The 20,328-nt window shown below is 40.2% G+C and carries 23 protein-coding genes and 1 other RNA gene; 8 read left to right on the plus strand and 16 right to left on the minus strand.

Features of this window, described 5'->3' with window-relative positions; genetic code table 11:
* Positions 1-31: 31 nt before the first annotated feature.
* The 15 genes from M1381_06720 to M1381_06790 all read right to left on the minus strand — a co-directional run bounded on the left by M1381_06720 (position 32) and on the right by M1381_06790 (position 13,870).
* A complete protein-coding gene (locus M1381_06720) occupies positions 32-925 on the minus strand; it encodes a phosphatidate cytidylyltransferase (protein MCL4478775.1) in 894 nt (297 codons plus the stop codon).
* Entirely contained in the window at positions 922-2,286 is a 1,365-nt protein-coding gene (locus M1381_06725) for a serine/threonine protein kinase (GenBank protein MCL4478776.1), read from the minus strand. The genes M1381_06720 and M1381_06725 overlap by 4 nt, the downstream gene beginning before the upstream one ends.
* A complete protein-coding gene (locus M1381_06730) occupies positions 2,273-3,067 on the minus strand; it encodes a TIGR00282 family metallophosphoesterase (protein ID MCL4478777.1) in 795 nt (264 codons plus the stop codon). Before M1381_06730 ends, M1381_06725 begins: the two co-directional genes overlap by 14 nt.
* A gap of 203 nt (positions 3,068-3,270) precedes the next feature.
* A complete protein-coding gene (gene rny / locus M1381_06735) occupies positions 3,271-4,827 on the minus strand; it encodes a ribonuclease Y (protein MCL4478778.1) in 1,557 nt (518 codons plus the stop codon).
* Between the two features lie 5 nt (positions 4,828-4,832).
* Positions 4,833-5,399 (minus strand): 5-formyltetrahydrofolate cyclo-ligase, encoded by a 567-nt coding sequence (locus M1381_06740; GenBank protein MCL4478779.1) that lies wholly within the window; start codon positions 5,397-5,399, stop codon positions 4,833-4,835.
* Positions 5,400-5,440: 41 nt separating this feature from the next.
* A non-coding RNA gene (gene ssrS, locus M1381_06745) (6S RNA) lies at positions 5,441-5,621 on the minus strand.
* A gap of 2 nt (positions 5,622-5,623) precedes the next feature.
* Positions 5,624-5,908, minus strand: a complete 285-nt coding sequence (locus M1381_06750; protein ID MCL4478780.1) for a cell division protein ZapA — start codon at positions 5,906-5,908, stop codon at positions 5,624-5,626.
* A 13-nt stretch (positions 5,909-5,921) separates the two neighbouring features.
* Entirely contained in the window at positions 5,922-6,125 is a 204-nt protein-coding gene (locus tag M1381_06755) for a hypothetical protein (protein ID MCL4478781.1), read from the minus strand.
* Positions 6,126-6,149: 24 nt separating this feature from the next.
* On the minus strand, positions 6,150-6,758 hold the full coding sequence (locus tag M1381_06760) for a superoxide dismutase (GenBank protein MCL4478782.1): 609 nt from the start codon (positions 6,756-6,758) through the stop codon (positions 6,150-6,152).
* 283 nt (positions 6,759-7,041) lie between these two features.
* Positions 7,042-10,800, minus strand: a complete 3,759-nt coding sequence (locus tag M1381_06765; protein ID MCL4478783.1) for a PilC/PilY family type IV pilus protein — start codon at positions 10,798-10,800, stop codon at positions 7,042-7,044.
* Positions 10,801-10,876: 76 nt separating this feature from the next.
* Complete coding sequence (locus M1381_06770) at positions 10,877-11,353, minus strand: hypothetical protein (GenBank protein MCL4478784.1); 477 nt, start codon at positions 11,351-11,353, stop codon at positions 10,877-10,879.
* Positions 11,353-12,378, minus strand: coding sequence for a prepilin-type N-terminal cleavage/methylation domain-containing protein (locus M1381_06775; protein MCL4478785.1), 1,026 nt, complete (start codon positions 12,376-12,378; stop codon positions 11,353-11,355). Before M1381_06775 ends, M1381_06770 begins: the two co-directional genes overlap by 1 nt.
* Before the next feature lie 16 nt (positions 12,379-12,394).
* Positions 12,395-12,856 carry a prepilin-type N-terminal cleavage/methylation domain-containing protein gene (locus M1381_06780; protein MCL4478786.1) on the minus strand — a complete coding sequence of 154 codons (462 nt, stop codon included), beginning with the start codon at positions 12,854-12,856 and terminating at the stop codon, positions 12,395-12,397.
* Positions 12,857-12,858: 2 nt separating this feature from the next.
* Positions 12,859-13,485, minus strand: a complete 627-nt coding sequence (locus M1381_06785; protein ID MCL4478787.1) for a prepilin-type N-terminal cleavage/methylation domain-containing protein — start codon at positions 13,483-13,485, stop codon at positions 12,859-12,861.
* A 133-nt stretch (positions 13,486-13,618) separates the two neighbouring features.
* Positions 13,619-13,870, minus strand: a complete 252-nt coding sequence (locus M1381_06790; protein ID MCL4478788.1) for a hypothetical protein — start codon at positions 13,868-13,870, stop codon at positions 13,619-13,621.
* A 54-nt stretch (positions 13,871-13,924) separates the two neighbouring features.
* Between M1381_06790 and M1381_06795 the strand changes: the two genes are divergently transcribed.
* Positions 13,925-15,349 carry an NAD-dependent malic enzyme gene (locus tag M1381_06795; protein MCL4478789.1) on the plus strand — a complete coding sequence of 475 codons (1,425 nt, stop codon included), beginning with the start codon at positions 13,925-13,927 and terminating at the stop codon, positions 15,347-15,349.
* Positions 15,350-15,460: 111 nt separating this feature from the next.
* Here the strand turns inward: M1381_06795 and M1381_06800 are convergent, their stop codons facing one another.
* Positions 15,461-15,607 (minus strand): hypothetical protein, encoded by a 147-nt coding sequence (locus M1381_06800; GenBank protein ID MCL4478790.1) that lies wholly within the window; start codon positions 15,605-15,607, stop codon positions 15,461-15,463.
* Between the two features lie 218 nt (positions 15,608-15,825).
* Here M1381_06800 and M1381_06805 point away from each other — a divergent pair, with 218 nt between their 5' ends.
* The 7 genes from M1381_06805 to cpaB all read left to right on the plus strand — a co-directional run.
* Positions 15,826-16,038, plus strand: a complete 213-nt coding sequence (locus M1381_06805; GenBank protein MCL4478791.1) for a hypothetical protein — start codon at positions 15,826-15,828, stop codon at positions 16,036-16,038.
* A 20-nt stretch (positions 16,039-16,058) separates the two neighbouring features.
* Positions 16,059-16,829 carry a pilus assembly protein gene (locus M1381_06810; GenBank protein ID MCL4478792.1) on the plus strand — a complete coding sequence of 257 codons (771 nt, stop codon included), beginning with the start codon at positions 16,059-16,061 and terminating at the stop codon, positions 16,827-16,829.
* The gene (locus M1381_06815; protein MCL4478793.1) at positions 16,826-18,265 is read left to right on the plus strand and encodes a pilus assembly protein TadG-related protein; all 1,440 of its coding nucleotides are present in this window, start codon (positions 16,826-16,828) and stop codon (positions 18,263-18,265) included. The genes M1381_06810 and M1381_06815 overlap by 4 nt, the downstream gene beginning before the upstream one ends.
* 19 nt (positions 18,266-18,284) lie before the next feature.
* A complete protein-coding gene (locus M1381_06820) occupies positions 18,285-18,779 on the plus strand; it encodes a hypothetical protein (protein MCL4478794.1) in 495 nt (164 codons plus the stop codon).
* A gap of 173 nt (positions 18,780-18,952) precedes the next feature.
* Positions 18,953-19,495: a hypothetical protein gene (locus tag M1381_06825; GenBank protein ID MCL4478795.1), complete on the plus strand. Its 543-nt coding sequence runs from the start codon at positions 18,953-18,955 to the stop codon at positions 19,493-19,495.
* On the plus strand, positions 19,458-19,634 hold the full coding sequence (locus M1381_06830; protein MCL4478796.1) for a hypothetical protein: 177 nt from the start codon (positions 19,458-19,460) through the stop codon (positions 19,632-19,634). The genes M1381_06825 and M1381_06830 overlap by 38 nt, the downstream gene beginning before the upstream one ends.
* 9 nt (positions 19,635-19,643) lie before the next feature.
* Positions 19,644-20,328, plus strand: a 685-nt coding sequence (gene cpaB, locus M1381_06835; protein ID MCL4478797.1) for a Flp pilus assembly protein CpaB, incomplete at its 3' end; no start/stop codon positions are given.

Genomic DNA, 20,328 nt, shown 5'->3' on the forward strand with positions numbered 1-20,328 from the left:
TACATAAAAATAAAAGCAAAACAATTAGATGTCATCTTATAAAAAGACTTCTGTAATAAAGCATAAAGTAAACATAAGAAACAGGTAAGCCAAATAATAAAGCATCTATTCTATCCATTACACCGCCATGACCCGGAAAGATTGTGCCCGAATCTTTGATACCGGCATCTCTTTTAATCTTTGATTCAATAAGATCCCCGATAAGGGCGGCTATGCTTAGCAATACCGATAGTATAAGTGCATGTTTAAGCGGTAAGAAATCGGGAACTATGTACCATATAACGGCACCGGTAAAAAGGCTTGAAACAATACCGCCGATAACCCCTTCCCATGATTTTTTAGGACTTATATTTGGGGCAACCCTGTTTTTCCCATAATTTTTTCCTACGAAATAAGCACCCGTATCATTCATAAATACAACAGCCACGACAAAGAATAACCCGTACACGCCTGTCTTTTCACTTATATGTATGGAACTTAAAAATGTACCGCCGATATTTTTATATCTATCCAAAAGAAACAAACCGAGGTTCCTTATGAGTAAAGAGAAGCTTAATAAACCGGGTATATATAGAACTGCAAAGATCGTTCCGCTTATTCCAGATATTGCAGCCTGATTATCCTTTTCGAACAAACCCATAAATGAGATAAGAAGGAGTGCACAGAAAATCACTATAAAATAGTATGATGGATTCTTAAAGAAGTAAAAAGAAAAAACAATAAACAGCCCTGAGACATAGCCTGCAATCTTAACGGGCTTGTATTTCTTTAACTCCATAATGCTGAAAAATTCCCATAATCCCACAAACATTACAAACACTACAAGGGTGAGTAAAAAATAACCGCCGTACAAAAACGCATATATGAGAACCGGTACGCCGATTGCTGCTGTTAAAACTCTTTTTGCAAGTTCACCAAACTTCATGTCTCACTCTTATGCGTGTTCAAGACTTCAAGCATCGCTGCTGCAGTTTGATACCGTTTAACCTTATCTTTCTCAATACCTTTCATTATAAAACCATCAAGCCATTCAGGGATTTTTGTAACCGTCGATGGGACCGGAGGGAACATCCTTATCTGTTTTGCCATTACCTCAGAAGTACTGCCTGTAAATGCGGGTTTTCCAGTTACAAGTTCATAGATAATCATTGAGAACGAATATATATCACTGCGTTCATCAACGTCTTCACCCATCGCCTGTTCCGGCGACATATACCTTGGTGAACCCATGATTGTTCCTGCCATTGTAAAAGAGGCAGAACCTAGTATCTTTGCAAGTCCAAAATCCGCAATCTTGAGAATGCCATCCCGTCTTAAAAGGATGTTCATCGGTTTTAGGTCCCTGTGTATGATTTTCATACCATGTGCATACTCTATGCCCATCAGTATCTGTTCCGCGTAATCTAGTATTGATTTTAACTGTAGCTTAGAGTTTTTTGATGCCATATCGAGTGAATCTCCATCCACTAATTCCATTGTATAATACAGGCCTTTTGTATCTTCTATTATATCATAAATCTGCACTATGTTTGGATGTGTAAGTTTTGCAAGCAGTTTTGCTTCTCTCAAAAATCTGTTCTTGAATTCCCTATCATTAGAAAATTGTATCGGCAGTTCTTTTACGGCAACCTGCCTTTCAAGGACTTTATCTTCAGCAAGCCATACAACACCCATGCCTCCGCGGCCAAGTTCGCTGATCTTTTTATATCTGTTCAGGATGATGCCTGCTTCTATGGATGGCTGTTTTACGACTGTTCTTTCACCGGCATTTTCAGGGATTTCGCTCACAATAGTCATTGTCGGATTTCTTACAGAACCTAAGATACTTTTCAGTTTATCTATTTTATTTTCTATGTCTGAAATGATCTGAGGATCCGTAACAAGAGATAATGCTGTTTTTAAGTTATATATTGCAGATGATAAATCCCGCTGCTTTTCCGCGCGTTCTGCCTTTTCAAAAGACTCCTTTACCAACCCCTCAGCCTCACTTAATGTTGACTTTAATAAGAGTAAAGCCCACGGTACCGCTGCGCCAATAGTCAGCAGATAAAGATAAAAAGACCATTCATCATATTCTACGAGCCATTTTTTAGAATGTTGTTCTGTTTCTATAAGTCCCAGAAATCTCTTTTCCTTTTTTACAGGCGGGTATTTATGTTGCAAATATACTGGGAGCTCATGCTTAATACCTATAACCGCTATTACCAAAAAGATATACAGGGGTATTAATTTTCTAGCTAACAACCGCCATATCGCAGGTTTTTTTATTGCTTTAAATATTCCCATATCTTTTTTTTACTCTCACAATATTCTTAGACGCACCGGTATCATCAGATGTAACAACAACCCCTTGAAGTTCTCCATGTCCTTTTGCAGGCTCAAAGTGCCTTTGTATGGAAGTTAAAAACCGAGATATAACCTGTTCCCTATCCATACCTATGACCCCGTCTACAACACCAGTCATACCGGCATCTGTAATACAGGATGTTCCTGAAGGTAAGATGGTTTCATCAGAGGTTTGTACGTGCGTATGAGTACCTATGACCGTGGTGACCTTTCCATCAAGATACCATGCAAGCGCTTGTTTTTCGGATGTTGCCTCTGCATGAAAGTCTACCACAATATGTTTCAAATCAGGGTATTGTGATTTTATCTCCCGTATTACCGTATCCGATGTGTGAAATGGACATTCTGCAGGCGGCATGAATACCCTGCCGATAAGGTTTACAACAGCAATGGACTGACGGTCTTGTTTTGTCATTATCGTCCACCCCCTGCCAGGCGCTGATAGAGAGATGTTCATGGGTCTTATAATGGTATCATCGGTTGATAGATAAGGGATGATCTCTTTATGTTCCCAGATATGATTGCCTGTTGTTATAATGTCTATACCCATATCATGAAGCTCTTGAACAAGTGCAGGTGTAATTCCAAATCCGCCTGCCGCATTCTCACCATTGGCTATCACGTAATCGATGCTGTATTGATCTTTTAAATCCTTTAACAAGGCTGCTATAATATTTCTTCCTTGTTTAGCAACGATATCTCCTATAAACAGGATGTTCATTTTTTATCTCCGTTCTTTATTCTATTTTTACCACTTCTGAGACCCTAACCAATAAAAACACATTAAGAAAAAAAGTGTCATTGCGAGAAACGGCACTTTGTTCCATAACGAAGCAATCCCTCGATACCGGTAGATTGCTCGACCCAGCTTAGCTGTGTGCCCATGCTTTCAATGACAATGCAAAAATATTTATTGCGTTTGTATTATTTTGCAAATACAGATGACCTTGTTTCTCTAATAACAGTTACCTTTATTGTCCCCGGGTAGCTCATTTCTTTCTCTATCCTGTCCGCGATCTGTTTACTCATTATTGTTATATCATCATCTGAAACCTTGTCAGCAGCTACAATAACCCTGATTTCTCTTCCTGCCTGGATTGCATAAGCTTTTTCTATGCCATCAAAAGATTTAGACAGTCTTTCAAGATCATCAAGCCTTTTAACGTAAGCCTCATACATCTCTCTCCTGGCCCCCGGCCTTGCCGCAGATAGTGCATCAGCAGCCTGCACCAGAATACCAAGTATGCTTACAGGGTTATCATTATGATGCTGCTCGATTGCTTCAACAACCCTTGGAGCCTCACCATATTTCCTGGCAAGATTTCCGCCTATAACAGCGTGCGAGCCTTCGACCTCATGATCAACTGCTTTACCTATATCATGCAAAAGCCCTGCTCTTTTTGCCTGTTTTATGTTTAACCCGAGTTCTGCTGCCATTATACCCACTATAAACGCAACCTCTATTGAATGCTGATAAACATTCTGTGCATAACTTGTTCTATACTTTAGCCTTCCTACCAGCTTGATCAGTTCGGTATGGATACCGTGTAACCCGAGATCAAACACAGCACGATCACCTGCATCCTTCATACTCTTTTCCACTGTCTGAGATGTTTTGTTTGCTATTTCCTCTATTCTGCCGGGGTGAATGCGGCCGTCCGATATAAGCTTTTCGAGTGAAAGCCTTGCTATCTCTCTTTTTACCGGATCATGCCCGGATATGGTTATAGATTGAGGGGTATCGTCAATTACAATATCAACACCCGTTGCTGCTTCTATTGCTCTTATATTCCTTCCCTCCCTTCCTATGATCCTGCCCTTAATCTCATCGCTTGGTATACTCAGCTTTGTTACCATAATGTCCTGTGCATATTCACCGGAGTATCGTTGTATCGCTACTGCAATGATCTCCCTTGCTTTATCCTCTGCAGTTTGTTTTGCCGCATCCTCAAGTTGTTTAAGCATTTTTGCGATATCGTGTTTTGCTTTTTCTTTAGTGCTTTCTATCAACAATTGTTTTGCGTCTTCGAATGAAAGCTCTGAAATCCGCTGGAGTTCCCTGTTGATATCTTCTATTTTTCTCTTATACTCTTCTTCCCTCTTCTGAAGGGATTGTTCCGTGTTCCCGATATTTCTTTCTTTTTTCCCCACTTCAAAGTCTCTTTTATTAAGTATATCTTCTTTCTTCTCAAGATACTCCTCCTTCTGGAGGATCCTTTTTTCAAGCATTACTAATTCTTCTCTGCGTTCTTTTGTCTCTTTTTCAAATCCAGCCCTTAATTCAAGGAGATTATTTTTTGCATGCAGCGCGGATTCTTTTTTAATATGATCCGCCTGTATCTTTGCCTCCTCAAGTATTGTTTTTGCCCTTTGTTCAAGCTGGTTGATCTTTGTTCTGGCTATTTTTTTATTCAAGAAACTGGACAGCAGATAGCCTATTACAAGACTACCCAGACCCAGACCGATACATGTTATTAACATAAAGTTTACTCCTTTTTCCTATGTTTAATTCCTATCTCCGTAAAGATCATATCAACAGGGATATCAAACTCCTCGCATGTTATCTCATCGATAATACACCTATTAAAAGTTAAGCCAACCTTAATGGTATGTTTATTTAAGGTTGATAAAAATCTATCGTAATACCCTTTACCATAACCTATTCTATTACAGTTAATGTCAAATGTTATGCCCGGCACAATAACTACATCTATACCCGATTCCGGATACGGATCATTACACACAGGCTCTTTCGTTTTGTATATGCCTTTTTTGAGAGCCGTGTTTATTGTATAGACAACAGCCCGTATATCCTTATTTTTTATAACTGGTAATAAAATGGTTTTCTTGTCTTTAAATGCATTTTCTATGATAATAGATGTATCGGGCTCATTATCTATAGGTATGTAAAGCATTATTGAATGTGCATTTTTATAAACAGATGATTTTATAAAATGTGTTTGAAGCCTTATACTTAACTGCCTGTAGTGATCATCAGGAATCATTTTCCTGCATTCAAGCATGCGGCTTCTCACAACCGTTTTCTCGATCATACCTTATTAAGTGAAAGGTAAATGAAAAATCTTACACTAAAAAAATCCCCGCAAACATGCCGTGTGAACCTATTTAAAAGACCTCGAATACCAGGTGGAAGCCATTTTACTGCTTCGTGCTTCCCCGTAAAAGGGCTTGCCGTCCACAGTGAGGGACAGCCTCCATTCTTTAATAGTTACGGGTCTTAAAATCAGCTCATTCACGCGCAAGAGCAGGGATAAATTCATATTGAAACCTTTGTCTCTATCATCTTTATAAGCTCTTCTATTTTTGTTTCAAGATACATTATTCTCTCTTTATATTCTTTTTCATTTTTAAAAAATTCATCGGCAATGTTCAGTGCGGTAAGCACTGAGAGAATTGATGTATCCGAAACAGCTGCGCTGCTCATGTTACTTTTTATTTTTTCCTCAACATATTTCGCAACCTTTTCAACATACTCCGGTTCATCCTCACTCATTACGGTCAACTCAATACCGAGTATGTTAATAGTGTAAGGCTTCTTCAATAACCGCTACCTCTCACAGATTTACCTCGTTAATACTGTTTATTATTTTATCTATCCTTTCTACCGCATCTTTCTTGAATTGGGCCAGCTCATCTATTTCTCTTTGCATATCTTCAATCTTTTTTATGAGCGAGTTCTTTTCATCTTTCAATGCAAGGTATTTTTCTATCAAGATATTTATTTTTGCTTCAAGTTCATGAACATTTTCCGTTTCCATTCTTCTTCTCACTCTCCGTATGATTTATTTTTTAAGTTTTTGTGCATTTTTTAATCTTGCCTCTGAAATAGACCAGTTTACATTATTAAAGAAGCTGTCTATGTATGGGGGCCTTTTTGGTCCCTGATCAGTATAATAAGCATGCTCATACACGTCCATTACCAATATGGGAATTGTGTTCAAAAATCCATAAATGTTGTGCGCATCAAGCCCATTGACCATAAGTCTGCCTGATGTAATGTCATAAACGAGCACTGCCCATCCCCTGAGTGCAATCCCGCATGCCTTAAAATCTTCTTTAAATTTATCAAAACTTCCAAAATTTTCGCTGATCTTTGTTTTTAGTTCTGCACCAGGTTCTCCACCTTTACCATCTTTCAGGTTCTCAAAATAAAGTTCATGCAGAACAGCACCCATATAGTTAAAGCTCTCTTCTACCTTTAAGGCACGATAATCACTAAAGTTTTGATTTGCCTTTGTCCTGTCTACAGTATCAAGTTTTTCTGATACCTCGTTATATTTATTTACATATCCTTTATAATGAGTTTCAAAATGATACTCGATTTGCTGATCCGAAATACCTTTTAAACCTTTTGGTTTCAAAGCATCTTTTGCACTTATCTTATATGCCATTTTTATCCTCCTTTTAAATTAATGTTTTTATATTATTATAATCCTATTATTTTAAAAAAATTGCAAGGATAAAATATATAGCTTGAATTCATTTACTAATTCTACACTTTATGAACCAAAAAATACATTTAAAAAAATCGGGGAGCGAACACACAGGTTTCCCTCTGCGAACAGAGGATATACATATTTACGTCGGCTCGTCGGGTCGCTTCTGCAGGTGGATCACGGGTTTGAGACAGGGGGCAGATTTAAAACCCTACTGTCTCAAATGATTCCTATGGCTTCACCATGGCTGCTGCTGCAATATGTCATATAGATACTCCGGCAGCTCAAGAAGATACAATGTTTTTAGTTTGTAGTTGGTCGTAGGACTGCCACCTATAGATGTTACTGAAAATTCTGAGCCCCCTACAATCATTGATTGAACATAGCCGCCTGGTATAAGCTGCATAAATGTCGTAGGTGCTGCCGGGACACCGGAGCCGAGTGATTGATATGTATACTGGCCCGCGCCTATCGAACCTGTGTATGAAAGCCCTACCAACACACCGCTGCCGCCTGCTGACCGGCATGAGAATTGGGTTGTGCTTGCTGGAACACATGCAGACTGTTTAGGTGTAAACAATGTGAAAAATATCATATTATCAAAGAATAGAGCAGGTGCAAGGTTCTTTGATCCGGATCCGGTACCTGTAAAAGATGATACAGTTATATACCATCCATTACTTTGAAGTGATGCATTAGAACCGGGTAATATTTGCGTAAGATTTGCCTCTGTCAGGGGTATTGACCCGCCATAAGTTGTTTGTGTCGCATAAAGCTGAGGCGATATGAATGAGTAGAATCTATTATTATCAGGCGGGCTGCACAATAATGGATTCATTCTATCACCTGCACCAACGCCCAATCTTACATCGTATGGCGGGAATGGCATAAATGTTATACTTGGTATGTAAAAGAACTTCTGTGGGAATGAAGGTGATGGGTATTGAGGGGCTTGAAAGATCAGTTGAGTTGACCAGCAATTTGTATTAATTGACGGTACAAGGCATGTTCGAACCTCGCCAGTTGACGAATACGCACCAGGTGTTCCATTTGATCCAAGGTTATACCTCCACACATCCCCGCCAAGGTCGGGTAAAAATATCTCATCGAACCCGTTCAATGTGCTCTGAACACCTCCAGGCGTTGCAGGTGTCGGATATGCCATACTATGGTCTTCCCAGATCTTTTGACCCGTTTTGAGATCAATTATGTAGAAGCCTCTGCCCCGCCAGTTATATATCGGGGTAGACTCGCTAAGGTCATCACCTGCACTCAGCCATGCGACCCATCGTGTTGTTGTGGTAATCTGGCTTGGGTTGTCAAAATTGTATCCAAGCCACACAGGACCCATTGGCGCTGAATGCCCGAATACCTGAGAATATGTGAATCCCATATCCTGATCAGTAAACTCCCACATAAACTTTGGATGCAGTCTGTCCGTTATATCAAGTGCAATATAGTATACGCCTCCAAGCCTTTCTCCGATGATCATTACGGTGTGCCAGTAAGCCGCATCATCTGACAATCCAAGTCCATTATCATCACCCGGCAAGTAAACATCCCTTATCAGGGGCGCGCCATCAACATAAAACACATGTGATGTATTTGTAGTAATGTATGTGCCTTCTGCTGTCCAGTAAGCACCTGTTGTAGTTGTAGGCAAAAGCCCCGTGTTCCACATATACTGTAGCTTTGGTAACAGGTCATTCGGTATAAATGCCCATAGTTCTCTGCCTGTGCCTGCGGAATAATATGCTGAAAACGGCTCATAATTCCCTTCCTGGACGGTTGCTGATGTAAGTGAGCCTGCATCAAATGCATGGATCATCCCGTCATCGGCACCTGCTATAACGATCCTTGGCTGGTTGTAGATTGCATTAAGGAACTCCTGATAGTATTGACGCGGGGGCAAAAGGGGCGGTCCTCCATTAAGATAAGCCAGCGTATCTGTATTATCAACATCTACAGTAGTCGGATCAGAATGGTCTATATCCCCGAGAACATGCCCTTTTGCGTCTTTTGGACCAAGCACATAATCGATAATGCTGTCCATATCGGTGAAATCATCAGCTGCTAATCCAAAATCAGATGGAATGAGGTTTGTATTGGTTGTTGTAAACAGGTTCGCGGAGCCAAGAGTAACAGGAGGAATAGGTCCTTGAAGTATTGTAGCACCATTATCAGGGACAGCGGTAAATCCGGGGTTTGTTAGTCTGGTAATTGTATAAACGGTTCTGCATGAACCTGGCGTATTGCATGATGGCGATGCACCGCATGAACTCGGGGTTATCAGACAGGCTGCTGCATCCCATAAAGGAGGAGGTACAGTTCCTAAGCTACATTGCCCTGTTCCTGATTCACCTGTAAAAGGGGCACCTGTTGCATCAAACAGGGTAAAAACAGGACCCGTAGGCCCCGATATAACCGCGCCCGTATAAGCCCTTAAATCACCCTGCCAGAAGTTATTGACACTTGGTATAAACGATGCCAAATACACATTTGTCTGATTCGATGTTCTTATAGTGGGCACGCTTGGCGCTCCGTAAGAATGATTCTTTTGATTAATATCTGCAAAGAACTTGTACAGAGCTGCTTCAAGCGTTTGCCAGCTACTTGCTGGCGCAAACATGCCTCCACCATTATTCGCTGCTAGTTGTAAGGCATACGTATTAAGTGCTATGCCATTTGCTGCTGTGCCAGCGAAACCAATTGTGTATGTGTCTATGTTTGTTGTGCATTGAGGTGGTAATTCAGTAGCAGGTCTTATACTTTTTGCATTCAAAAATCCAGCAACCTCATCTATGTTGCATGAGTCACCTGGTGCATTTGAACATGCTGATTCATTAACAGTAGACAGGTCGTAACTCCCTATGGGCCAATTGGGTAAACCTGATGGGCCTGCATTCTCATTACCATCCGTCATAACAATAACAAAGTTCTTCTCACAAGAATAATTGGTATTGTAGCATCCGCACCATGAGTCATTTGCAGAACACGCAGCTCCGAGACTTGCGCCGGAAAGCCCAGAGCAATAGCTACTGCCATTGCAACCAAGGTTGTTATAAAACGTTGCATTTGAGTTATTATTGGCAAAATACCCGCCTACCTGAACAAGTGCGCCTGCAAGCGGTGTGCTATGATCCCACTTTAGGCTATACAGGGTATTCAAATAGTTGCCTGGTGTTGGGTTACTTCCAAGCTGTGAACATGGCGGATAGATCTTTATATCTGCTTCAGCGCCATAGCTGCTCGAATTAAACGAGAAAACACCAATCCTTACGCCCTTACCGTTTGTATATAAATTAGAATTATATGTTATAAGGTCGCTCATAACCTTTCTTGTTATAACAAACTTTGGGGGATAGAATTCAAGCAGATTGCCGGAAAAATATGCTTCATCATTACCTTCATAATCAGCTCCTGCATATTGATAGCCATATTGGGTAAGATTGTTTATGCATTGTCCTGCCGGGATTCCCAATACAGATTCATTATTGCAAAAATAATTGATCGTTCCGCAATCATACCAGCGAGAACCATACGGCTCTCCCGAGTTTGCCTGTGGTATTTGGTTACATACGTTGTCTACTGTATTATATGCAAAATAGCCGTTTATATATACGTGCGCTTGATTAGGATCAGTTCCGCCATAGAAGCATCCTGCCTGACCCGGGCTTACGTTACTGTCAAAGCATGTTGTGTTGTTTGAATCATAGCCATAGTCTGTATTAGGATGGTAGCCCCATTGAGTTATAAAGTAAGAACTACCGTCATCTGTGAGCCCGCAGGAATCTTCCATATCGGGTACTGCACATGGCAGGGATGACATAGAACCTGATGTATCCAGCAATATTGCAACAGCAGGCGGCGGGGGACTTGTTACGGGTTGCAGAAACAGGACAGTATCATCTGCAATACCTGACGGGATGAATACAATACCTATAAACAGCACTGCCAAACCGATTAAAAATGATTTTATCTTAAATGTTGTTCTCATAAAAAAGTCTCCTTTTTTGTCATTCCACCAGTATTAAGAGGGAATCCATTTTACAAACCATGTGGAAACATCCATTCTATTTCCCATAGTAAAAGCCCCTCTCAACCCCCATCTCCTCACCGGTTGGTCCAAAGCCTATTACAAGTGCGCTGTTTACGCTGTTCTTGCTCCCCCCTGCAAACTCGTTTGTTATATCCTGACCTGCAATCAGGGCTTTGCCTGACACGCTTCCCACGGTTGTACTGCTGATTTGATTGAGATCTGGATTCGTATATGAGTTTGTATAATCTCCTTTATACCATCCATATCCATTACCAAGCTCCTGCCTTACCTGGTTTGCTGAATACTGAAAAGGCTGCACAGAATAACTATTAAGCACTCCACTAAGAACATTTGTACCTGTAATACCAGCCTGTATCGTTGTCTGATTGAACATTTGAATGCCTGCTTGCCTTACATCAGAAGAGGCGATCAACATTGCACCCAATCCCGCAACTGTAAGCGCAACAAGCATCAGTAATGTTAATACCATTATATATCCTTTTTGATTCATTACATGCCTCCTTTAAATGCTTGTGAGTTGTATAAAATATTTTTCCACGGTATAAGGTTGGGAAGATTAACCGTAAGTGTATATTCTCTGGTTACTGTTGTTGCCGTAGCAGAGACACCCATAAATTGATTGGTCTGTGCCGTTAGTCCCAATAATATTGCTATTATATTTGCAGGGTTTATGGTTGTCGGGTCGGTTACATATTGTGTTGGATCAGGCCAGGGATATGGCGGGGTAATTAGTGGATTGCTGTACTGAAACGAGACCTGCAAATTAGAAATACCCTGTGCAAGCGGAATCGTAGTAAAGCCGTTAATCTGCATCATCAGTGCCGGATTGGAAGGATCGGTATTGTCGATATATACCTTATATATATTTACAGGCATTATAGTGCCTGTTGAGAGACTTGCCTGATTAGTAGTGGTTGCAGTTATTTCATTATAAAATGAGGGTGTCGAACTAAAGTTCATATTTACTGTTACTTGAGACCCTGTAGTTGAAGTTACCGGAGTGCCCTGAACCGTAAGAATAGCATGATATGTGTTTTGTTGATCAAGTAAAAACACGGCAGATCCCTTTGAAAGTGTAAATGGCGGCACATTGGGTACGGAAACATACGTAAACGTTAATGATTTTGTGTTTAGATTAATATTCTTTACCCAACCTAATTGAGATGGATCCCTTTCTGCAAATATAAGCTCTGCACTGCCGTTAGGACCACATGCCTGACACGAGTCATTAAAATCAAATGCAGCCTGCCCCGCCGTCGTATTGGGTAAAACGGGTGTAGCTGATGTAATGCCTAAACCTGCCTGTGCTAATAACTGGCTAAGCGTATCAAGTGTTGTACGCGCGTTCTGCTGCATCTGCTGAATCTCTCTTGTTGATTGATAAGCCCTGCTCTGTATAATGAATGTGCCTATGAGTGCTATTGCCATGATGGATGCAATAACAATTGCAACCATCATCTCTACAAGAGTAAACCCGACTTGCGCTGCCCATTTATTTTCCCTGGATCTGTTCATAAGAGTCCTCCATATCCTATAAAGGCAGTTTACTCGTGTACATTGTGACCGACCTATTCAATACCCCGTCCGTCCATGACACTGTTAATGTTATGCCATAAACATTGTTACTGACTAAACCGCTGCCGAGTGTTTGAGGTGTAACGGTCCATGATATACTATAACTATTCCCGCAAAGACCAATGGGACTTACATTACAGCTGGTTGGACATTGAAGGCATCCTTCACCGCTTGCGGGATGGGAGCCTTCGCTAAATTCGCCGGGGTTAGATGCGTTATATGGGGTTGCCTGTATTTCATTTATCATGCTGTTCGCAAGTTCAACCGCCTCTGTTGTTCTCTCACCAAGATAGGCGCCTTTGATGGCAAACACCTGTAAAGCCATCAAACCAAGTATACCGATGACAAATATTACTATTGATACAAGCACTTCAAGCAATGTAAAGCCTGATTCTTTATTTTCAGCCTTTATTCCCATATTCATTCTCCAAATTTAACAACAGCACCTGTCATGCTGACAAAGCCTATGATAATCTGTCTTGATGAATTATTATTTATGAGATCACTATCGGGGATAAGTACTATTGCACCGCCAATGCCGTTAGAAGAGGCCGGATCAGGACTAAACATGTTTATAGCCTTACCAGATGCATTAAATTCTATTGCCCCGATGTTACCCTTACAGAATAATGCACACGCAGTTGTAGTTGCTGTTGGGAAGATTGCAGAATAGGCTTGAGGCACCGGATTTGCTACCTGCACATAACCGAACTGGATTGTCGGGGGCAGTGTATACGTCCGGCCCAGATCTCCCGACTGCACGCATGACCCGCTTGTAACATCGCTCAAATTAGTGCAGTCCCTGTTAGCGTCATTGATCACATAATAGCTGTTATTTGAAAGATTAAAAACTACAATCTGATTTGAATTGGTGTTTATTGCTGTTAAACGCGCGGCTGCCAATGTGTTCATAATATTGTCCGCAGAACTTTTCAATTGAAAGCCTGTATACCAATTTCTTATGCCTGGGCTTGCTATAATAAGCATAATACCTATTATAACAATAACAACCATTAACTCAATCAGTGTAAACCCTCTATCTTTCATAAAAGCCTCCCTTAAATATATGCAAGGCGTATGCCAGAATAAATGTTATATATCTTAATATGTTACTGAAATAACATATAAATGGATGTATGTAAAGATGTATAGACAATGCAAAAAATGCATGTTTTTTTTATTAGCCCAGAAAATCTCTAACCATTGGGGATATGAACATATGCGAAAGGTCATAAGCATTTAATACGGATTTTAATAGTATGAGCTTTGAATCTATATCCATATCTATCTCAAGAAGGAGACACCTTTTACCTTTGTAAGTGCACAATCCGCTGCTTGCATCAACAAGATGCTCATACCTCAATTCTATATCAAGCCTTGCAATAAGCTGTTCAAGCTCTTGCAAGAGATAAACCTTTTCTTGTAAATTCATAGTCATACTTAATAAGTTGTGTTACATATCAGCCAAAAAACAAAGGAGACTTACATGTCAGGAATTCCTTCAGTAAGTTATAGCATAACAGTAAGGCTTGAGATACATAATGTGCCGGGCATGCTTGGAAGGGTGACAACGGTCATCGGCAAGGCAGGAGGGGATATAGGAGCGGTTGACCTTGTAGGTTTTACAAAAGACAAAATCGTCAGAGATATAACTGTAAAGGCAAAGGATGAAGAACATTCTCACGAAATCATAACGGCATTGAAAAAGTTAAAAGGTGTTGATGTTGTAAGTGTCTCTGACAGGGTATTTTTGTATCATCTTGGAGGAAAGATCAGTGTAGTTGCCAAGAATCCTGTAAAAACAAGAGATGATCTTTCTCTTGCTTATACCCCCGGAGTTGCAAGGATTGTAAGGGCCATAGAGGAGGACAAGAGTAAATCTTTTACACTTACTATAAGGAAGAATACGGTCGCAGTTGTGTCCGACGGCACTGCTGTTTTAGGGCTTGGAGATGTTGGACCGGAGGCAGCACTGCCTGTTATGGAAGGCAAGGCACTGCTGTTTAAAGAATTCGCAAATGTCGATGCGTTCCCTATTGTGCTCAATACAAAGGATCCAGAAGAAATCATAGCAGCAGTTAAGCACATATCCAGCGGGTTCGGCGGAATAAACCTTGAGGACATCTCAGCACCGAGATGCTTTTACATTGAAGATGAGTTAAAAAAATCACTTGATATACCTGTTTTTCATGATGATCAGCATGGTACTGCAATAGTGGTGCTTGCAGCATTGACCAACGCTTTAAAGGTTGTGAAGAAGCATTTTGAAGATATAAAGGTTGTTATGTCGGGTGCGGGTGCAGCGGGCATGTCTATCGCAAAGCTGCTAATCATGAAGCATGTAAAGGATCTCATTGTGTGTGATAAGGATGGACTGATCTGCAGAGGAAGAACAAAGTCTATGAACCCATACCTTGAGTGGCTTGCACATTATTCAAATAAGCAAAACCTCAGTACGAATTTTTCGGATGCATTTAATGATGCAGATGTGTTCATAGGTGTTTCAACATCAAATATCGTAAAGCCTTCCGACCTTAAACGAATGGCAAAATCACCGATAGTCTTTGCAATGGCAAATCCGGATCCCGAGATTGAGCCGGAGATTGCAAAAAAGCATGCACGGATTGTAGCAACAGGCAGATCGGATTACCCGAATCAGATAAACAATGTTTTGTGTTTTCCGGGTATGTTTAGAGGTTTACTGGATGCAAGGGCAAGAACCGTTAACGGTCAGATGAAATTGGCAGCAGCCAATGCAATCGCATCTCTAATAAAACCTGCGGAACTGAGTGAGGATTATATTGTGCCGAGCGTGTTTGATAAAAGTGTTGTAAAAGCCGTTGCAGATGCCGTCAGTGCAGCAGCTTATAAAACAGAAGTAGCAAGAAAAAAGCATAAAACCTTTTTATAGGCTGACCCGAAAAATGCAATAGAAAAACCTCTGAAGCAGGAGAGATACAGAGCCATTCACTGTGTACAGGATTAAACGTCCTACAAGGATAAAACCGGGTGTAGGCAGGTATTAATGACCACTTGATGCTGTTCCGTTAGTACGATATATATAGGCAGAAACCTTTTTGCTTATGGCAGTATAATATGTACCCACTACATAATGTATCAACTCGTATATCACACCAATTACTATAAATGTAAACTTCAAAAGCCACATAATTTTAGCCTCCGTTTATATAATAAGCAAATTTTATGCCAGTAAAAAAGTCCTGTGATTTCAAGTTATTACATTTATTGATTGTGATTCAGCAGTTATACAATGTTACAAAAATATCACACAGTATAAAAAAGTGTACAACGGATCAATACTTTTACTTGACACAAAAAAAACTTAAGCTTATCTAAACGCATAAAATGCGTATAAGGAGAAATAATATGAACATCGACCTGCTTTCGGAACCATACACTAACAAAAAAGAAAAGGGACAGGGCATGACAGAGTACATCCTGATCGTAATGCTGATTGCAATAGGCCTGATTACCGTGTTTATGGTTTTCAGGAATAAACTGGGTTCAGGCGTTGATACTGCCGCGAAACAAATAGATACGATCAGCAAGGACAAAGGTTACAGTCCGAGTACCCAATAACAAGAATGAAGGCAGTTATTATGAAAGACGATCATGGACAGTCCATGCTTGAGTTTATAATTTCCTTTCCACTTGTTCTGATTATTGTGCTTGCAGTTATACAGCTTTCTCTGCTTGCACAAACAAGGCTTTTTTTGGAGTACGCTGCGTTTAATTCCGCGAGGGCAGCGATTGTCCAGCCTGATAATATGGAAGCTGTTACAGATGCGGCAAGGCTGTCAATGACGCCTATTTCACCTGCACTTGATAAAGTTATCGGACTTGGAGTGCTAACCGATACAATTAACAGCGTTAGCAATGCCATAGCAGGTATCAGTTCATTACCTTTTAGGTATGCTTATGCATGGCAGTTTACAAATACAAAGTTCGCCGCAAACACCCTACAGAATGATGATGATATTACTGTTCATGTTGATTATCTTGCATACCTTTACATCCCTTTAGTTAACAGGCTAATGGGTCAGAAAGGCTCTGCCCTATTAAAGATATTATCAGATTATTCAAATAATACCGATAATGGATGGTTAAGTACAATAGCCTCTGTAATCGGCAATGACTATTTCTACCCTTTATCAACAGAGATGACCTTGTCGATTGAACGAACCGATGGGTCAGAAGCTGCTGATCCGTCAAAATGTACATACTCATATACAGACAACAAAGGTCTAAAACATAACTATACATATGATGAGGTTTACAAATCAGGGACATACAAGAACGGCAGGCCACAATATCATACCGACAAAAGCAGGACAGGCATAAGCAGGATCGTTAAACAGGAGTGCCCATGAGTATAGCAAGATTAAGATACGATGAGCATGGCCAGGCAATGGTATTTGTTGTTATAACATTGATTACGTTAATCATATTTATCTCTGCTGTTGCGAATGTCGGCAGAGAGCTATCATACAAGATAGAGCTGCAGAATACATCAGATAATGCATCTGTTGCAGGTGCAGTATGGGAGTCAAGGGGCTTGAATCTAATAGCAGGACTTAATCAGGGGATCGTATTATCGGTTGAGCTGATTATCTTAACCATAACAGCCATTGCAGTTCTAAGTGTTTGCTCTGCTACATTATGGTGGGCCGGTATTGGAGAGGCATGCGCTTCAGCATTACCACTTATGGTAAATTTTGCAAGAAAGGCAATTCCAAGACTCTGGAATACTGCTAAAGAATTATCAAAGCTTGAAAAAAAGATCGCAGAGGTCTTCCCTTACATAGTGCCTGCAGCAGTTGAGTTAGCATCTGGTGCGGACACATACAGCCCTTTATCAATTACCTATCCTTATAGACCTTCTGGTGATGTGCCTCCGCCCCTCACACCTGAAGCAATATCATTAAATGTAGATAAAGGCACATTCTCTGATCTGATCAAGGCAATTATGAGTGATATAGAGAACAAGATTGAATCCATTTCACCGCTTTTAGCAAAGGCATTTAGTAAGTTAGATAAATCTATAGATTTAAGTGCGCTTGCTCCAAACGGCTCTGTAAAGACATCGTATAATGATAATCATAGCTATGGTGACTATACAGATGCAGTTAATGCTTATAATAAAGCAAAAGAATCTCCATCTTCCTACCCTGATGTATCAACTACAAAAAAGGTAGATGCAAACTGGCATTACATAACAACAACCTTTTCAAACCCTGATCCATGTGCTGATTGCACCCAAAAGGTTGTATCAAAAACAGGCTGTACGGATATATCATGGATTAAGAACACTGCACCGGATGAAAAATTTTTAGATGATTTTGTAAGCTGCGTACCGGAGGACTGCAGCAATAATCCGCCTATACAAAAAGGTGGGGTGCTTAACATGCCGCTTAATGAGAAGGTTTTTTGTAAACTTGATATGTCCATAGAAACAACCACTAAAAGTAAGTCACCTTCAGAGCTTCCATTCCCCATGAAACTCCATGAAAGGGCTAATGAGTTTTTATACATAGCTGTTGCTACAACTGACCTTGGTAAAAAAAGGCAGCCTGTTTTTATAAGTAATAAAGCATTACTGCCGGAGGATAAAAACCCCTGGGGATTTCTTGCTTTTTCGCAATCAAAGCCGCAGAGCAAAAGCACGGGTCCCGGAGATGTTTTACTTGAAATGGATTGGGATGCCCATCTTACAAAATTCACAGCATTACGATCTGTTTCACAGCAGTTAAAGCTAAAATCTTCTAACTTTATTAATTGGATAGATGAAAAACTTATACTTCATTAAATCGAAAACCGGTCAGGCAATGACTGAGTTCCTAATAGTATTCCCCGCACTTTTATTGAGTATCGCAATTGTTGTATTCTTTGCAAGGTGGCTCGTTTTAAAACAGCGTACGGTTACAGCCGTAAGATACGCATCATGGTATGCCGGCAGGCATGGAGATACATTGCCAGATGAGAAGCAGATTAAAGCCTTATTTTTTGCGACAGATACAGAGATCAAGTTTACAATGCCCGATGCATCCGTTGGATTTGCCGGTAACCAGCTTGGAGACCTCGGGGATATTTTAGGTAGTATAGCCGGACTCAAAGGCACAGGCATACAAGTACGAGCAGATGATATCCCATTTACTGGCACAAAGTCTTATGCAAGTGCTGTTAACTTTGTATTCATGGATACGTGGAATGATAGCAGTATTACAGGAAATGTATTAAAGTACGGTTTATGGGCCATTGCGGTAGCTAAGGCATTCAAAGGCAGTAGTGTTAATATTGATCTTGAGAAACCACATCTATAAGGATTGAACTGTTGAAGCAGAATACTTTACTCATTATATCTTTTATCGCAGCCTTCATCTTCATTATATCTGTATCTCTTAGTAAAAGCACTATTTATGATATGGTGAATTTGCCAACAAAATCTTTAAATCAAAAAATAATTCACTTTAAGATCAATGGTCAATCAGTGGATATGTTTATAGCAAAAAATAATGATAATGGTGCATTACTGAGTAAGGAAAGGGGAAGCTATCCATTACCGTTCTATAGAGATAGAAATGGAGGGCTTTGTGTACATTTTAAAGGTATTGATAAAAACCACATAAATAAAAACGGATCGCTGTTTGCATTGATAGAACCGGTAATAGGTTTTAACAACCTTAAAAGCGGCTCAACGCAGTATGTATCTATAAGATCCGGTAACGATTTTGATCCCGTTGCATTTCTTAACGATGATCAGCCTGACAATAATATTATCCCGAGATATCCGGGCTCACAAAAGGTAAATGTAATAGAAACTAAAAATATGTCTATCGGACATTATAATGTCTTTGTAACAAACATAAATGCAATAATGCTTTTTTTTAATATGAAGTTCCGCTCAATGGGTTATAACAGGCTCAGAGCTGAAGGGAATTTTATCATGTATCAGGGAAATAGTATGTATCTTACCGTTTATGCAAAAGAGGAGGAAGGACATGTGTCAATTGTTACATACGCCGTTAAAGAGAAATAAAGGTCAGGCTATGATCGAGTATCTGATTGTTACTGCAGTGCTTGTTATTTTTGCAGGTATTGCAGTGGACAAACTTGCTATTGCAATGAGCAGTTATTTTGGTTTTATCATATCGTTTATATCGCTTCCTATACCATAAGGGTTTACCGTGAAACTTGATAAAAATAAAAAACTTATCATCGGCATTGGTAGCGGTATCATTGCAATCATTTTTTTACAGCTTTATCTTATAGCCTTTAGGCACAGCATTTATAACGAGCTTGGAACAATAGGTGTGCTTGTCTCAAGGGTAGATATAAAGCCGGGTACCATAATAACAAAGGAACATATAACCATAACACAGGTACCCAAAAGATACATATCAAAAAACACCATCCTTGAGAGGGATATTGGTGCTGTTTTAGGTCACCGCAGCGTAATGCGGGTAGAAAAAAATGAGCCGCTGCAATGGACAATGCTTGGTGCTTCAAAAGGTTCAGGTTTTACCTCACTTATAAAAGAGGGTGAAAGGGCAATATCAATACCCGTTGATAGTCAAACAAGCGTCTCAGGACTCATCAGACCTGGGGATCATATTGATATACTCGGAACGTTCTCATTCCCTTCGGCAGGCGGTTCCACAAAGCTTGCAACAATAACCCTATTACAGAATGTAACAGTGCTTGCGACAGGTGGTATCTGGGGTGCCGGTTCATCCGAGCCGGAGGCATACAACTATTCATCCTTAACACTTGCTGTTTCACCTGTTGAGGGAGAGATTCTCACATTTGCATCGGAGAGAGCGAGATTGAACTTTGTTTTAAGGAATGTAGATAACATAAGAACAGAAGAAA

The organism is Deltaproteobacteria bacterium (assembly GCA_023382265.1).
GTDB lineage: Bacteria > JAMCPX01 > JAMCPX01 > JAMCPX01 > JAMCPX01 > JAMCPX01.

Excerpts from the sequence above, each read along its gene's own strand:
- M1381_06720 (MCL4478775.1), bottom strand. The coding sequence starts at position 925 with ATGAAGTTTGGTGAACTTGCAAAAAGAGTTTTAACAGCAGCAATCGGC.
- M1381_06725 (MCL4478776.1), bottom strand. The coding sequence starts at position 2,286 with ATGGGAATATTTAAAGCAATAAAAAAACCTGCGATATGGCGGTTGTTA.
- M1381_06730 (MCL4478777.1), bottom strand. The coding sequence starts at position 3,067 with ATGAACATCCTGTTTATAGGAGATATCGTTGCTAAACAAGGAAGAAAT.
- rny (MCL4478778.1), bottom strand. The coding sequence starts at position 4,827 with ATGTTAATAACATGTATCGGTCTGGGTCTGGGTAGTCTTGTAATAGGC.
- M1381_06740 (MCL4478779.1), bottom strand. The coding sequence starts at position 5,399 with ATGATCGAGAAAACGGTTGTGAGAAGCCGCATGCTTGAATGCAGGAAA.
- M1381_06755 (MCL4478781.1), bottom strand. The coding sequence starts at position 6,125 with ATGGAAACGGAAAATGTTCATGAACTTGAAGCAAAAATAAATATCTTG.
- M1381_06760 (MCL4478782.1), bottom strand. The coding sequence starts at position 6,758 with ATGGCATATAAGATAAGTGCAAAAGATGCTTTGAAACCAAAAGGTTTA.
- M1381_06765 (MCL4478783.1), bottom strand. The coding sequence starts at position 10,800 with ATGAGAACAACATTTAAGATAAAATCATTTTTAATCGGTTTGGCAGTG.
- M1381_06770 (MCL4478784.1), bottom strand. The coding sequence starts at position 11,353 with ATGAATCAAAAAGGATATATAATGGTATTAACATTACTGATGCTTGTT.
- M1381_06775 (MCL4478785.1), bottom strand. The coding sequence starts at position 12,378 with ATGAACAGATCCAGGGAAAATAAATGGGCAGCGCAAGTCGGGTTTACT.
- M1381_06780 (MCL4478786.1), bottom strand. The coding sequence starts at position 12,856 with ATGGGAATAAAGGCTGAAAATAAAGAATCAGGCTTTACATTGCTTGAA.
- M1381_06785 (MCL4478787.1), bottom strand. The coding sequence starts at position 13,485 with ATGAAAGATAGAGGGTTTACACTGATTGAGTTAATGGTTGTTATTGTT.
- M1381_06790 (MCL4478788.1), bottom strand. The coding sequence starts at position 13,870 with ATGAATTTACAAGAAAAGGTTTATCTCTTGCAAGAGCTTGAACAGCTT.
- M1381_06795 (MCL4478789.1), top strand. The coding sequence starts at position 13,925 with ATGTCAGGAATTCCTTCAGTAAGTTATAGCATAACAGTAAGGCTTGAG.
- M1381_06800 (MCL4478790.1), bottom strand. The coding sequence starts at position 15,607 with ATGTGGCTTTTGAAGTTTACATTTATAGTAATTGGTGTGATATACGAG.
- M1381_06805 (MCL4478791.1), top strand. The coding sequence starts at position 15,826 with ATGAACATCGACCTGCTTTCGGAACCATACACTAACAAAAAAGAAAAG.
- M1381_06810 (MCL4478792.1), top strand. The coding sequence starts at position 16,059 with ATGAAAGACGATCATGGACAGTCCATGCTTGAGTTTATAATTTCCTTT.
- M1381_06815 (MCL4478793.1), top strand. The coding sequence starts at position 16,826 with ATGAGTATAGCAAGATTAAGATACGATGAGCATGGCCAGGCAATGGTA.
- M1381_06820 (MCL4478794.1), top strand. The coding sequence starts at position 18,285 with ATGACTGAGTTCCTAATAGTATTCCCCGCACTTTTATTGAGTATCGCA.
- M1381_06825 (MCL4478795.1), top strand. The coding sequence starts at position 18,953 with ATGTTTATAGCAAAAAATAATGATAATGGTGCATTACTGAGTAAGGAA.
- M1381_06830 (MCL4478796.1), top strand. The coding sequence starts at position 19,458 with ATGTGTCAATTGTTACATACGCCGTTAAAGAGAAATAAAGGTCAGGCT.